Annotated in this window: 9 protein-coding genes and 2 pseudogenes; 7 read left to right on the top strand and 4 right to left on the bottom strand. The window is 68.0% G+C overall.

Annotated features, from left to right (window positions below; all coding sequences use genetic code 11):
• The 4 genes from ABD231_RS26025 to ABD231_RS26010 form a co-directional block, all read left to right on the top strand.
• Positions 1–891, top strand: an 891-nt coding sequence (locus ABD231_RS26025; protein ID WP_344157264.1) for a carbohydrate ABC transporter permease, incomplete at its 5' end; no start/stop codon positions are given.
• Complete coding sequence (locus ABD231_RS26020) at positions 888–1739, top strand: carbohydrate ABC transporter permease (protein WP_344157261.1); 852 nt, start codon at positions 888–890, stop codon at positions 1737–1739. The genes ABD231_RS26025 and ABD231_RS26020, both read left to right, overlap by 4 nt.
• Positions 1736–3145, top strand: coding sequence for a GH1 family beta-glucosidase (locus ABD231_RS26015; RefSeq protein ID WP_344157258.1), 1410 nt, complete (start codon positions 1736–1738; stop codon positions 3143–3145). Before ABD231_RS26020 ends, ABD231_RS26015 begins: the two co-directional genes overlap by 4 nt.
• Positions 3142–4134 (top strand): LacI family DNA-binding transcriptional regulator, encoded by a 993-nt coding sequence (locus tag ABD231_RS26010; protein ID WP_344157255.1) that lies wholly within the window; start codon positions 3142–3144, stop codon positions 4132–4134. Before ABD231_RS26015 ends, ABD231_RS26010 begins: the two co-directional genes overlap by 4 nt.
• 54 nt (positions 4135–4188) lie before the next feature.
• Here the strand turns inward: ABD231_RS26010 and ABD231_RS26005 are convergent.
• Positions 4189–4389: pseudogene (locus ABD231_RS26005) on the bottom strand (glycoside hydrolase family 48 protein); the annotation flags it as partial.
• 140 nt (positions 4390–4529) lie between these two features.
• Positions 4530–6827 (bottom strand): annotated as a pseudogene (locus tag ABD231_RS26000) (glycoside hydrolase family 48 protein); the annotation flags it as partial.
• A 211-nt stretch (positions 6828–7038) separates the two neighbouring features.
• Here ABD231_RS26000 and ABD231_RS25995 point away from each other — a divergent pair.
• Positions 7039–8322, top strand: coding sequence for a glycoside hydrolase family 6 protein (locus ABD231_RS25995; protein ID WP_344157253.1), 1284 nt, complete (start codon positions 7039–7041; stop codon positions 8320–8322).
• 22 nt (positions 8323–8344) lie between these two features.
• Here ABD231_RS25995 and ABD231_RS25990 read toward each other — a convergent pair whose 3' ends face one another.
• Entirely contained in the window at positions 8345–10945 is a 2601-nt protein-coding gene (locus tag ABD231_RS25990; protein ID WP_344157250.1) for a substrate-binding domain-containing protein, read from the bottom strand.
• 69 nt (positions 10946–11014) lie between these two features.
• Between ABD231_RS25990 and ABD231_RS25985 the strand changes: the two genes are divergently transcribed.
• On the top strand, positions 11015–12082 hold the full coding sequence (locus ABD231_RS25985) for a LacI family DNA-binding transcriptional regulator (RefSeq protein WP_344157247.1): 1068 nt from the start codon (positions 11015–11017) through the stop codon (positions 12080–12082).
• 79 nt (positions 12083–12161) lie between these two features.
• On the top strand, positions 12162–14171 hold the full coding sequence (locus ABD231_RS25980) for a glycoside hydrolase family 6 protein (RefSeq protein ID WP_344157244.1): 2010 nt from the start codon (positions 12162–12164) through the stop codon (positions 14169–14171).
• Here the strand turns inward: ABD231_RS25980 and ABD231_RS25975 are convergent.
• Positions 14143–14496 carry a ribosomal maturation YjgA family protein gene (locus ABD231_RS25975; protein ID WP_344157241.1) on the bottom strand — a complete coding sequence of 118 codons (354 nt, stop codon included), beginning with the start codon at positions 14494–14496 and terminating at the stop codon, positions 14143–14145. The two genes, ABD231_RS25980 and ABD231_RS25975, sit on opposite strands and share 29 nt — an antisense overlap.
• Positions 14497–14506 lie beyond the last annotated feature (10 nt).

Below are 14506 nucleotides of genomic sequence, written 5' to 3'. Positions count from 1 at the left end.
TGGCGCTCCCGATTGACGCGCGCGGATGTGAAGTTCGCGCCGTACATCTTCATCGCGCCGTTCTTCGTCCTGTTCGCGATCTTCGGGGCGTTCCCGCTGGTCTACACCGGCTGGGTCTCGTTGCACGACTGGCATCTGATCGGCGAGCACACGTTCGTCGGGTTCGGCAACTACAGCACGCTGTTCGCGGACCCGGACTTCTGGAACCCACTCCGCAACACCGTCGGCATCTTCGTCCTCGCGACTGTGCCGCAACTCCTGATGGCACTGGCGATCGCGAACCTGCTGAACCGCAAGATCCGCGCCCGGACGTTCTTCCGGATGGGCGTGCTGATCCCCAACGTCACCTCGGTGGCCGCCGTCGGCATCGTCTTCGGGCAACTGTTCGCCCGTGACGTCGGCCTGGTCAACTACGTGATCACCCGCCTCGGTCTGGACGCGGTCGACTGGCAGGCCAACACCTGGTCGAGCTGGATCGCGATTGCCGTGATGGTCGACTGGCGCTGGACCGGTTACAACACGTTGATCCTGCTCGGTGCGATGCAGGCGATCCCGAAGGACCTGTTCGAGTCCGCCTCGCTGGACGGTGCCAAGCCCTGGCAGCAGTTCTGGCGGATCACCGTGCCGTTGCTGCGTCCGACACTCGTGTTCACCGTCGTCATCTCCACGATCGGAGGCCTGCAACTGTTCACCGAGCCGGTGATCTTCGGGAACGGGAGGATGCTCGGTGGCACCCTCGGTCAGTTCCAGACCGTCACCATGTACATGTACGAAACGGCCTTCCAGCGCTTCCAATACGGGTACGGCGCCGCGATCGCCTGGGCGTTGTTCGGGCTGATCGTGATCTTCTCGCTGATCAACCTGCTGCTCGTTCGGAGGGCAGCGCGGTGAGCCGGCTGCGCGCTGCCTCGGTGCGGCTGTGGCGGGCCAGCCCGTTGACGTACCTGGCGCTGATCGTCGGCTGCGTGACGTCGCTGTTCCCGATCTACTGGATGTTCGTCGTGGCCACCCGGTCCAACGACGTGATCAACGACGTCCCGCCGCCGTTGCTGCCCGGTGCCGAACTCGCCGCCAACATCGAGCGGGTGTTCGCCAACGAACATGCCGCCTTCGGCTACGGGCTCGTGAACTCACTGGTGGTCTCGAGTGTGGTGACCCTGTCGGTGGTGTTCTTCTCCACGCTGGCCGGGTTCGCGTTCGCCAAGCTGCGCTTCCGCGGCCGCAACGCGATGCTGCTGGTGATCGTCGCGACGATGATGGTGCCGGTCCAGCTCGGGCTGATCCCGCTCTACATGCTGATGGTGAAGATCGGCTGGAACGGCAGTCTGCAGGCCGTGATCGTGCCGTTCCTGGTCAGTGGTTTCGGCGTCTTCATGATGCGCCAGTACGCCGCCGAGGCGATCTCGGACGAACTCGTCGAGGCGGCCCGGGTCGACGGGTGCTCGACCTTCCGGATCTACTGGAACGTCGTACTGCCGGTGCTCCGGCCGGCCGCGGCCATCCTCGGCCTGCTCACCTTCATGCAGACCTGGAACGAGTTCATCTGGCCGTACGCCGTTCTGGACGCCAACACTCCCACTGTCCAGCTGTCGCTCAGCCTGCTGGCGACGGCGTACTACACCGACTACGCGCAGGTCTTCGCGGCGACGGCCCTGGCCACGCTGCCGCTGCTCGCGGTGTTCATCGTGTTCGGCCGCCAGATCATCGGCGGCATCATGGAAGGTGCGATCAAGTCGTGACGACCGACAGCCAGACCGAGCCCGGGACCGGGTTGCAGTTCCCCACCGGCTTCCTGTTCGGCGCCGCCACCGCCGCCTACCAGGTTGAAGGGGCTGCTACCGCCGACGGGCGCGGGCCCTCGATCTGGGACACCTTCTCGCATACGCCGGGCCGGGTGCTGGGCGGCGACAGCGGCGACGTCGCGATCGAGCACTACACGCGATTCCGCGAGGACGTCGCCCTGATGGCCGATCTCGGCTTGCAGGCCTACCGGTTCTCGATCTCCTGGCCGCGAGTCCAGCCGGACGGTCGCGGCCGGCTCAACCAGGCCGGCGTCGACTTCTACTCGCGGCTGATCGACGAACTGTTGGCGGTCGGTATCGAGCCGTGGCCGACCTTGTATCACTGGGATCTGCCGCAGCCGCTGGAGGACGCCGGCGGCTGGCCAGTACGCGACACGGCCGAGCGATTCGCCGACTACGCCGGCGCGATCACCGGCGTACTGGGTGATCGGGTCCGGCAGTGGACGACGTTGAACGAGCCGTGGTGTTCGGCCTTCCTGGGGTACGGATCCGGCGTGCACGCACCCGGCCGGACCGACCCGGCGGCAGCTGTCCGGGCCGGACATCACCTGATGCTCGGCCACGGCCTGGCGGCGAACCTGCTCCGGTCCAGCGGCCACAAGGTCGGCGTGACCATCAACCTGTACGACGTCGTACCGGTCAGCGAGGCGGAGACCGACCTCGACGCCGCGCGACGGATCGATGGTCTGCAGAACCGCTTCTTCCTCGATCCCGTACTGCGAGGGTCCTACCCGACCGACGTGATCGAGGATCTCGCCGCCGTCACGGACTTCTCGCACGTCCGCGACGGCGACCTGGCGCTCATCTCGACTCCGCTCGACATGCTCGGCGTGAACTACTACAGCCGGCACGTCGTGACGGGCACATCAGGCGGCGGTGACGACGGCCATGGTGGTAGCGGTGGCGCCTCCCCCTGGCCCGGCAGCGAGCACGTCGGCTTCGAGAAGGGCGATCTGCCGCTGACCGCGATGGGCTGGGAGATCCATGCCGAAGGGCTCACCAGCGTCCTCGTGCGACTGGCGACGCAGTACCCCGCGGTGCGGCTGTACGTGACCGAGAACGGTGCCGCGTTCGCCGACGTACCGGACGCGGACGGTTCGGTCCGGGATCCCGACCGGATCAGCTACCTGGACGGCCACCTCCGGGCCTGTCAGGCGGCCATCGATCTCGGTGTCCCGCTGCACGGCTATTTCTGCTGGTCGCTGTTCGACAACTTCGAGTGGTCCTGGGGTTACTCCCGGCGTTTCGGGCTCGTCCACGTCGACTACGAGACGCAGACACGAACCCCGAAAAGCAGCGCGTATTGGTACGGCGATCTGATCCGAGGCAGGCTAGCCACATGATCGAACCCCGTCCCACCATCGAAACCGTTGCGGCTCGGGCGGGGGTGGGGCGGGGTACCGCGTCCCGGGTGGTGAACGGCTCGTCGCAAGTCAGTCCGGCGGCGCGGGCCGCCGTACTGAAAGCCATCGACGAGCTCGGGTATGTCCCGAACCGCGCGGCCCGGAACCTGGTCACCCGCCGTACCGACTGTGTGGCACTGGTGATCTCCGAGCCGGGCGAGCGGCTGTTCACCGAGCCGTACTTCGCCGGGATCGTCCGAGGCATCAGCGCCGCGCTGGCCGAGACGCAGCTGCAGCTGTGGTTGTCGATGGTGCAGAGCCCGGCCGAGCGCGATCGCGTGAACCGGTTCCTGACCAGGGAACACGTCGACGGCGTGATGATGCTGTCGCAGCACGCCGACGACCCGCTGCCGGGCAAGGTCCTGGCCAGTGGGTTGCCGCTGGTTCTCTGCGGGCGGCCACTGGCCGGGCCGGAGATGCCCTTCGTCGACGCCGACAATGCGAGCGGTGGACGGCTGGCGGCGCAGCATCTGCTCGATCTGGGTCGACGCCGGATCGCGTCCATCGCCGGACCGCAGGACATGTCCGCCGGCGTGGCTCGGTTGCAGGGTTTCCGCGAGATCGCCGGGGACGACCTGATCGAGTACGGCGACTTCAGCGAGGAGAGCGGCGCCCGGGCGATGGCGGCGTTGCTGGAGCGCGAGCCCGCGCTGGACGCCGTCTTCGCCGCCTCGGACCCGATGGCCTTCGGCGCGATGCGAGCGCTGAAGGCGGCGGGCCGGCGGATCCCCGAGGACGTCGCCGTGATCGGTTTCGACGGCTCACCGGGTGGGCGGCACTCCGACCCGCCACTGACCTCGGTCTTCCAGCCGGCCGAGGAGATGGGTCACGAGATGACCCGGCTTCTCCTCGCCCAGCTGGCCGGCGATCAGCCGCCGGAGACCCAGGTCATTGTCGACACCCGGCTGGAGCTCCGCGGCAGCGCCTGAGCAGCTGGACGCGCCCCCGGTCAGGTGGTCCCGGGGGCGCGCGTCAAGCAGGGCTCAGCCGAAGAGCTCGGCGTGCAGCGAGAACGCCGTGGCGATCTCGGCCTGCGCCCAGAACCGGTGATAGGTGAAGGTCGGTGCCGGACCGCCGTTCAGGTATGACTGCACCTTCGGCCAGTCCGGGTCGGTCTTGAAGTACGACCGCAGCGACAGGAACGTCGAGTTCTGGCCGATCGCGTCACCGTTGGGCATCGTGCCGGTCCAGCCCGGCGGGACGTACGGGCCTTCACCGGTCGCGGCGTCGTACTGTCGTCGAACCGGTTGTAGTCGGTCCGCGTCTCCGGAGTCGCGATGCCCTTGGCGTCCTGATGCGCCAGCAGCGCCGTGAGCAGACCTTCACCCGTGGTCCGCGCCGGGACATTCCCCGACTTGGCCGCGTAGTTCAGCAGGGTCTTGGCGAACGACGCCGCCACGCCGACATCCTGGCTGTGGTTGAGAACGCTCACTCGCAGGTTCGCGTTCGCACCCGGTGAGCCGGGGTTCCAGGTGTCGGGGGCTCCAGTCCAGGCCAGATCGGACGGGATCTGGAACGCCCCGTTCGCACCGACCGTCGTGTTGGCGAGGGCCCACGGCACCCACTTGTCCAGGATCTTCTTCGCCCTGGCATCACCGGTCATCTGGTACAGCGATGCCGTCCGCTCCAGCTGCCACACCTGGAAGCCGAACCACCGGTTCGACGGCGGGTCGCGCCATACCGGATGCGCGTCGAAGAACATGCCGTAGAAGGTCGGCGTACCAGCTGGAGGTGTTCCGTAGTGGCCTTCCCAGCTGTTCGTGACACCGCCGGCGATCCCACCGTCGGCTGATTGCAGCCACTGCAGGACCTCCAGTTGCCGGTCCATGCTCTTGGCCCAATCCTGTTGCCCAGTGGCCGACTTGGGCTTCAGCGCCGGTACCTTCGCGAGGGCGTAGGCCGCCAACGGGTTCTGGTAGCCCTGGTGCGAGGCGCCATCACCGATGCGCCAGGCCCAGCCGGCGGACGTGTCCGTCGCACCGCCCCAGGCGTAGTACCAGGACATCAGGTAGTGATCGCTGTCCTTGCCGGTGCCCGCGGGACAGGCAACCGGTCCGACGCAGTTGCCGATCTTCTTGAAGTACTTGTCGAACATCGCGTATCGCAGGTAGTCGCCCATCTTCGCGGCCTTCGCCACCTCGGGCGCGATTTCGGCCTGCTTGCCCTGCGCGGTCGCCCACTGGCTGGCCAGCAAAGCCACCTGTACGGCGCGCGCGTCCGCATCCGGCGCGTTGGTGTACTTCCACTGCTTGGCGTAGGAGTTGTCCTTGGTGAACAGGTCCAGATAGCCGTTGGGACCGCCGTGCTTGAAGGTGTCACAGGACGGCTGCGGGATGGTCTCCCACACCGACTCCGACGAACCGCGCTGGTAGGTGTTGATGTACGACGGCGCCGTGGTGCCGTCGCCGCACCGCCCGAACCCGAGCGTGTTGTCGACGTCGAGCAGCCAGTGCATGCCGTAGATGTCATCGGTCCCGTACGCCGTCTTGAGCTCGGCCGCGATCGGGTCGGAACCGACCGCGATCGACGTGTCGAGCTGGGACGGATACCCGGTCATCGCGGGGTGCTCGGGTGCGTACGTCGCCGGCTTGGAGGCGTTGTACTTGTCGTTGGTGGGCTGGTCGGCCTTGGCCGGGATGATGAACTTCTCCATCGACGCCCAAGCCGACTTGAACGGAGCCCAGTTGCCGGTGATCTTGCCGTAGCTCGCTTCCAGCCAGAGGTAGTAGCTGAAGGCCTCCGACGTGGTCTGGTGCCCGTGGTCCGGCGCCTCGACCATCAGCGTCTCCACCGAGTGATACGGCACCAGTAGGTCGCCGAACTTGCGGAAGTAGCCGCTCGCCGGGTCCTTGATCTTGTTGTACTGCGTGAGAAACGCTTCCTCGAACGGCGAAGTAGTTGCCGACAGCTCCTTTGCGGTGACCGACGCCGCGGTGTAGCCGGTGGCCGTCGCGGAAAAGACGGCAGTCACCAGGTCGCCGCCGTTCGCCGCTGAGCTCACTGTCACGTTCTGCGGGGTATTCCAGTTCGACGTGGTGAACGTCAGCGAGGCCGGTGAGGCGGTCAAGTCGGTACTGCCCGACGACCGGGCCACCGCGACAGTCACCGCGGCCGGCGGCTGACTCGCCAGGGTTACGCCGAACTTCGCCGTACCGCCTTGCTTGACGGTCAGTGCCTCCGGCGTCGCGACGATCGTGGGCTTGGCGGCGCCGGCGCATGATGTGCCGTTGACCGCGAAGTCCGTGGGCTTGCCGTTCGTCGCTCCGCGCATGCCCTGGAAGCCGAAGTTCGCGGTACCACCGGTGCCGATGTTCCGGTTGTGGTCCGCGGCCAGGACGGTGACCTTGGCGCCGGACTGCGTGTAGCTGCCGTTCCACAGGTTCGTCACCTGCTGGCCGTTCGGGAAGGTCCAGGTGAGGGTCCAACCGCTGATCGGGTCGCCTTCGTTCTTGATGGTCACGTCCGCGACGAAACCGCTGTCCCACTCGCTCGCCACGGTGTAGTTCACCGAGCAGGCCACCGCGGCCTGTGCCGTCGGCGCGACGAGCTGCAGCAGCCCGGCTGCCGTGACGATCGCAACGGCCAACGCACGCAGCCGACCGCCTCTCTTTCGAAGCCTCATAGGTTCTTCCCTCCGTCGGGACGCCAGGTGGTGTGGGGCGACACTGATGGGAGCGCTCCCAATTGCCGCAGCGTAAGAGGCGGACGAGGTGCTGAGAAGACGGCAGGGCGGACCTAAACGTTTCAGATGCGGGAGTGCGCGAGGCTGGCTACATTCCATCGCGATGGGAGTGCTTCCGATGTCCGTCCCCCGACATTGGAAGGTGCGTTTCATGCGCTCAAGACACCTGGCGTACGGCGGCCTGGTCGCCGCCCTCACGCTGTGTTCCGGCCTACTGGTCGTGACCGCTCAGGCTGCTGCCTCACCGTTCTTCGTGGATCCGGGCAGCAGCGCGGCCAAGTGGGTCGCAGCCAATCCGGGCGACTCACGGACGCCGATGATCCGGGACCGGATCGCGGCGACCCCGCAAGGCAAGTGGTTCACCACCACCAACACCGGCACGGTCCGGGGCGAGGTCGACGCCTATGTCGGCGCCGCCGCGGCGGCCGGCAAGGTGCCGATCCTGGTCGTCTACGACATCCCGAACCGCGACTGCGGTGGCGCCAGCAGCGGCGGAGCGCCGTCACACGAGGCCTACCGGGCCTGGATCGACCAGGTCGCGCTGGGAGTGGCCGGCCGCCCGGCGGCGATCGTCCTCGAGCCCGACGTACTGCCGATCATGACGAACTGCCAGTCGGCGGATCAGCAGAACCAGACGAAGGCGTCGATGGCCTACGCGGGCAAGAAGCTCAAGTCGGGCTCGGCGCAGACCAAGGTGTACTTCGACATCGGCCACTCCGCGTGGTTGGCACCAGCCGAGGCTGCGGCGCGCCTGCGTGGCGCGGACATCTCGAATAGCGCCGACGGCATCTCCACCAACGTGTCGAACTACCGGACCACCGCCGACGAGGCCGGCTTCGCCAAGGCCGTGCTGAACGCGGTCGGCGACTCACGGCTGCGTGCGGTCATCGACACCAGCCGTAACGGCAACGGGCCAGCGGGTAGCGAGTGGTGTGACCCGGCGGGCCGAGCCATCGGTACGGCGAGCACTGACCAAACTGGTGATGGCCAGCTCGCCGCGTTCTTGTGGGTGAAGCCGCCGGGTGAGTCCGACGGCTGTATCGCCCCAGCAGGCCAGTTCGTGCCGCAGCGCGCCTACGAGCTGGCTGCCGCCGGCAACTCGACACCCACGCCGACGCCGCCACCTGGTGGGTGCAAGGTGACGCATCGGGTGACCAGCACGTGGAGCACCGGTTACACCGGCGAAGTCGTCATCGAGAACCGCGGTGCGCCGGTCAACGGGTGGACGCTCACCTTCGCGGCACCAGGTGTGACGGTGACGCAGGGCTGGAACGGCACGTGGACCGACACGGGAGACGTCGTACGGGTCGTCAACGCGTCCTGGAACGGCAGTCTCGGCACTGGCGCTTCCACAACGGTCGGCTACAACGCGGACTACAGCGGCGGCAATCCGCCGTTCTCGGCCGCGACTCTGAACGGCGTTACCTGCTCCTAGCGGCACGGCTCGGTGCCTCTCCTCAGCGGGGAGGCACCGAGGCCCTGGTCTGCGCGCGGAGCAGAGCGATGTCCGCAGCCCGCAGCGCATCGTCGGCGTCCTTGAACTGCTGGATGCCCGGCAGCACTCCGACCGCGACTCCCAGTGCGGGCTCAGCCGCCAACCTGGCAAGCACTTCCTGGATGCGGACCTCATCCGGCCGCACGTCTTCCAGCAGTACGCCGAACTCGTCCTGCCGAAGCCGGGCGGCCGAATCGCCGTCGCGCAGCACCAACTGGAGTCGCCGTACCACCTCACGCCGTACGTCGGCCCGCACTGGAGGCTCGACAAGGCGCGCGAGCAGTACGGCGCAGTCATAGTCGCCAGGGCGGTTCCGTGCTCGCTCCAGTGCCTCGCCCAGCCGATCGAGGAAGAGCACTCGGCCGGCCAGACCGGTCTCCGGATCCCGCAGCGTGTTCCGGCGCAGGGCGAGTTCGGCCTCCTTGCGCTCGGTCATGTCGACGAACGCTCCGACTAAGCGAGCCGGGCAACCAGCGTCGTCGAGAACCGCCACGGCCCGGCACATCATCCACCGGTAGTCCCCTGAGGACGTCTGCACCCGATGCTCGATCTCTAGCGGCGCCCGCGAGCCGCCCAGTTGCGCTGCGATCGCTGCGGACAGGTCGAGGCGGTCGTCGGGATGCACCCGGTCGAGCCACTCGGACGGCGTACCGCCGATCTCGTCCTCGCCGTACCCCAGCGTCTGCTTCCACCGCGGTGAGTAGTAGACCGTCCCGGCCGAGACATCCCAGTCCCACGTACCGTCCTGGGCAGCCATCGAGGCCAGGGCGTACCGCTCTTCGCTGGCACGCAGTGTGTCCGCCAGTGCGCGCTCGCGGTTGGCCGCCTCTGCCAGCGCCTGCCGCTGGTCGTGCAGCGAGCCCAACAGGCGCTCGTGATCCAGTGCGACAGCCAGCAGCGTGGCCCAGTGGTTGTACTTGTCCCGGCCGCTGGTCATCCGAGTGTCGACCGTGCCCTCAATGGCGAGCAGACCCCAGTCGCTGCCGCGCGACGTGACCGGCAGGACCAACGTGAGCCGGCTCGTGCCGGTCCCTGCCCGAGTCATCGCGGCGGGTGGGAACTGGCTGGCTCGGGACCTCGATCCGACCAAGCGAGCCAGCGCACCGGAGCTGTCATCCACGCCAACGATCTCCAGCTCTCGGTCGCCCACCGCCGGACCAGTCCACAGCCCGAGGCAGGCGGCGCCGCGGCCGGCGCGCGGTAACCAGGTCAGGGCGCGCGGACCGCCGCCGTTGCCACGCAGCAAGTCCAGGTCGACCTCGTACTGGTCGGCGATCGCGCGTTCCAGGTAGCCGCTGCGCGCGAGCAGCGGCTGGGTGCAGCCTTTGGTCAGAGCCAACGTGACGTCTGTACCGGTGCGGTACAGCGTGGGCAGGTGGTCCGATCCCGCGGCGAGCTCCCACTCGAGATCGCGGACGACCGCGATCAGTTGCTCCAGCGTCTCCGGATGCGGTCGGCGTGCCGAGGTCAGCCTTGCCAGACTGCTGAGTGCGGGGCCGGTCGGCGACCGCCCTTGTTCAGCGGCGGCGGTGAGCGGCTCGACAACCGCTTGCAGCCACCGCTCACGGGCCTCGTCGTCGATCTGCCGGCTGTCCGTGACTGACGTCGGGGCCGCGAATCCGGTGTCGGCCAGGTGCAGCAGCCGGGCCCCTGCGGGCGTCGTACCGGGCTCGTCGCGCACACCTGATTCGCCGCACCCGCAGGACTCGCGGATCACGAGGGTCGAGGGAGCGCGATGTACGCCACCGCTCACCGCCTCCCCGCGCAGCTGCGCCAGCAGGAGATCGACGGCCAGCGCGCCGACCCGGTCGTTGTGCGGGTCGACGGTCGACAGCCTGGGCTGGAATCGCGCACCGCTGTCGGTGTGGTCGAACCCGATGACCGCGTGGTCCCGCGGCAGCACCAGTCCCGCCGTACGCAACGCACGCAGGAATCCGATGGCGTTGCGATCAGTGGCAGCGACGGTCGCTGTGGTCGGCAGCCCTGCGGCGAGAAAGCGCGAGGCCGCGTCAGCACCGGCCTGCTCATGGTTGTCAGCGGTTTCCTCGAACCACTCCTGGTCGATCCGATGCTCGGCCAGCGCCGCGAGGTAGGTCTCGTACCGCTCCCGGATGTCGCGCTGAGCCGGATTGCCGATGAACCCGATCCGGGTGTGCCCATGGTCGATCAGATGCCGTACGGCGGCCCGCACGCCACCGGCGTTGTCCGGAACCACCACCGGCACATTCGGGCCGACCGTGTCCGTACTCAGCACGACAACCGGGCAGCCCCACTCCTGAACCGCCGCGAGCCGGTCCTGCCGGACGGCACTGGCCAGAATGATCAGACCGTCGACCGCACCGAGTGCCACCGGCACCTCTAGCAACGGCTCGTCGGGATAGCGCTCACGATCCAGACCAGCCGGATAGGTCTGTACGGCGACCACCCGGTGCCCGGTATTGCGCGCGGCCCGGGCGATCCCGGCGATCAGCGCGCCGAAGTAGAACCCGCCGACAACCGGCGAGAGCACGCCAATCGTCCGCCGCGGGATCACGTTCGCCGCACCACGCCGTACTGTCCCCATCCGCACTCCCCTCCGCGCGCCGAACCGGGCGGAATGCGGTCCGGTCCGCCAGGCGACACACTGGTCATTGTGGTCTCACCGCCAGCCGACCGCCCCGGCTCGCCCGCGCGCCGCGCCACGATCGCGGACATCGCCCGGGCGGCTGGTGTGTCGATCGCTGTTGTCTCGTACGCCGTCAACGGTCGCCCCGGGGTCTCGGCCGCGACACGTGAGCGGGTGCTGCGGATCGCCGAGGAGTACCGCTGGCAGCCGAGTGCCGCCGCCCGGTCGATGCACACGGGCCCGCGGGCTGTCGGGCTCGTGGTCAGCACCGCGGCCGGCGGGGTGTCGTCGGCGACCTTGTTCCTCGACCTCGTCACGGCGATCCAGGACGTGTTCGCGGATCACGGGTATGCGTTGCTGCTGAAGGTCGTCGACTCCGCCGACGCGGCAGTGTCGACGTACCGGACCTGGTGGGCCGAGCGGCGGTTCGACGTGATGATCGTGACCGACGTACTCAGCCAGGACCCGCGCGTCGAGGCGTTGCGGCGACTCCGGGCTCCGGCCGTCGTGGTGGGGCCGCCGGCCGCCGCGCAGGGGCTGACCTCGGTCCACCTCGACGACGAGGAGGCGTACGGACGGGTGGCGTCGTACCTGATCGGTCTGGGGCATCGCCAGGTGGCGGCGGTGACGGGACCGCCGGACCTCCAGCGCACGCAGGTTCGAATGGCGGCGCTGGCGCGGGCACTCGAGGCTTCCGGAGGCTCGCTGGTCCGGACGACGACCGACGCCGGACCAGAAGAGGCTGCTGCCGCGACCCGGCAGCTGCTCACCGGCCCGGTGCCGCCGTCCGTCATCGTGTACGACTCGGACCAGATGGCGCTGGCTGCGCTCGATGTGGCACGACGGCTCGGTCTCGCGGTGCCGTGGGACCTGTCCATCCTGGCCGCGAGTGACTCGGCACTGTGCAGGCTCAGTACGCCGGCGATCACCGCACTGCCGGCTCCATTGCGAGAGCTGGGTACAGCGGTCGGAGCGGCAGTGCTGGCGGTACTCGACGGGAAGGCTGGGACCGGTCACGTCGTACCGGTCGGCGGGCTGGCGATTCGCGGCAGCACCGGCCCACTGGCCCGCAGCACTAACGTGCCACGACCTTAAACGTTTCGGTCCATCCCGAACGCGGAGTCCCTTGTGTGAGGTTCAGGGCAGCTATCGACCGATCCTCGAGGAGGACCGCGTGTCCAGAACTCCCAGGCGGCTGTTCGCCGCCACCACCGCCCTAGCGACCGCCCTGGTCGCCCTGCCGCTTACCGCCCTGAGCGCCAGTGCTGCCGAGCCGCACGTCGACAACCCGTACGCCGGCGCGACCCAATATGTGAACCCCAGCTGGGCAGCGCTCGTCGAAGGCGCGGCCACCCGAGCCTCCGATCCTGCCCTTGCCACCAAGATGCGCGCGGTCAAGACACAGCCGACCGCAGTCTGGATGGACCGGATCAGCGCGATCGCCGGCAACACCGCCGGTAACGGGCTGCGCTTCCATCTGGACCAAGCCCTGCTGCAGAAACAGTCCGGTACGCCGCTGGTCGTGAACCTGGTGATTTACGACCTGCCCGGCCGTGACTGCTACGCCCTCGCGTCGAACGGCGAACTCCCCGCGACCGCCGCCGGACTGGCGCGGTACAAGACCGAGTACATCGACGCGATCGCGGCGATCCTGGCCGACCCGAAGTACCAGAACCTCCGGATCGCGGCCACGATCGAGCCGGACTCACTGCCGAACCTGGTCACGAACATCTCGCATCAGCCCTGCCAGCAGGCAGCGCCTTTCTACCGTGAGGGCGTCAAGTACGCGCTGGACAAGCTGCACGCGATCCCGAACGTCTACAACTACCTCGACGCCGCGCACTCAGGCTGGCTCGGCTGGGACAGCAATGCCGGACCATCCGCGAAGCTCTTCGCCGAGGTGGCCCGGACGACCCAGGCCGGCTACGCCTCCGTCGACGGCTTCGTGACCAACACCGCGAACACGACGCCACTGGTCGAGCCGTACCTGCCGAACCCGTCGCTGACCGTCGGCGGCAACCCGGTTCGCTCCGCCAAGTACTACGAGTGGAACTTCGACTTCGACGAGGCCGACTGGACTGCGCATCTCTACAACCTGCTGATCGCGGAAGGGTTCCCGGCTACCACCGGCTTGCTCGTCGACACCTCCCGGAACGGCTGGGGTGGCGCAGCCCGCCCGACCGCCGCGTCGACCAGCACGGACCTGAACACGTACGTCGACCAGTCCCGCGTCGACCGGCGCATCCACCGAGGTGCCTGGTGCAACCCGTCCGGTGCCGGTATCGGCGAGCGTCCGCAGTCCACGCCCAGTGGCTACGCCGGGTCGCATCTCGACGCGTTCGTGTGGATCAAGCCGCCGGGTGAGTCCGACGGCGCATCCACCGACATCCCGAACGACGAGGGCAAGGGCTTCGACCGGATGTGCGACCCGACGTTCGTCTCACCGAAGCTGGGCAACCAGCTCACCGGTGCCCTGCCGGACGCGCCGCTGTCCGGTCACTGGTTCGAGGCACAGTTCGTTCAACTGGTCCAGAACGCCTACCCGGTGATCGGCGGCGGCCCCAGCCCGACGGACCCGACACCGCCCTCGGCACCGACCGGGCTGACGGCCGGCTCGGTCACGAACACCTCGGCCGCACTGACGTGGACCGCTTCGACCGACAACGTCGGCGTCACGAGCTATGACATCTACCGCGGTACCACCCTGGCCGGTAGCTCCGCGACCACGAGCTTCACCGCAACCGGCCTCACCGCCAACACGACGTACTCGTTCACCGTCCGGGCGAAAGATGCCGCAGGCAACGTTTCGGCACCGTCGGCGGCCCTGTCGGTCACCACGACCGGCTCGACCACCCCACCAGGCGGCTGCAAGGTCGGCTACTCGGTGAACAGCTGGAACACCGGCTTCACCGCCTCGCTGAAGCTGACCAACACCTCAACGACACCGCTGACCAACTGGGCACTCTCGTTCGACTTCGCCAACGGCCAAACCGTCCAGAGCGGCTGGAACGCCAACTGGACTCAGTCCGGCACAAAGGTCACCGGAACCCCGGTGCCAGGCTCCTGGAACGCCACCATCGCTCCCGGCGCGACAGTCGACATCGGCTTCAACGGCACTCACACAGGCACCAACAACCCGCCAACCACGTTCACCGTCAACGGGCAGACCTGTGCTCTCGCTTGACGATCAACACTCCTAATCCCGCACCGACGGCGTACCAGAGGAGGTCGGGTGCGTTGAAAGTCGACCCCAGCACCAGGTGGGCGAGACTGCTGCGCTCTTCCAGCTCAGCGGGGATGCCGGTGAGCTGGAAGAACTCCACTGCCCAACTGAAACCCGTGGCCGCGACTGCTGCCCACAGTGGACGCAGCCAGAAGGACACCAGCGCGTAGATCAGCGTGGTGTAGAGCGCGACGCCCGCGTACTTGGCGAAGTCACCATCGGCGAACGCCCGAACGCCGAGACCCAACGCCAGTACGACGGGTATCGCGAGCCAAGGTCTGAGCACGACACCGATG

The sequence above is a fragment of the Kribbella yunnanensis genome (genome assembly GCF_039529655.1).
Taxonomy (GTDB): Bacteria; Actinomycetota; Actinomycetes; order Propionibacteriales; family Kribbellaceae; genus Kribbella; species Kribbella yunnanensis.
This window is presented reverse-complemented; position numbering and strand designations above follow the sequence as displayed.

Coding starts and splice junctions, on each gene's coding strand:
- ABD231_RS25995 (WP_344157253.1), top strand. CDS start 7,039: ATGCGCTCAAGACACCTGGCGTACGGCGGCCTGGTCGCCGCCCTCACG.
- ABD231_RS26010 (WP_344157255.1), top strand. CDS start 3,142: ATGATCGAACCCCGTCCCACCATCGAAACCGTTGCGGCTCGGGCGGGG.
- ABD231_RS25990 (WP_344157250.1), bottom strand. CDS start 10,945: ATGGGGACAGTACGGCGTGGTGCGGCGAACGTGATCCCGCGGCGGACG.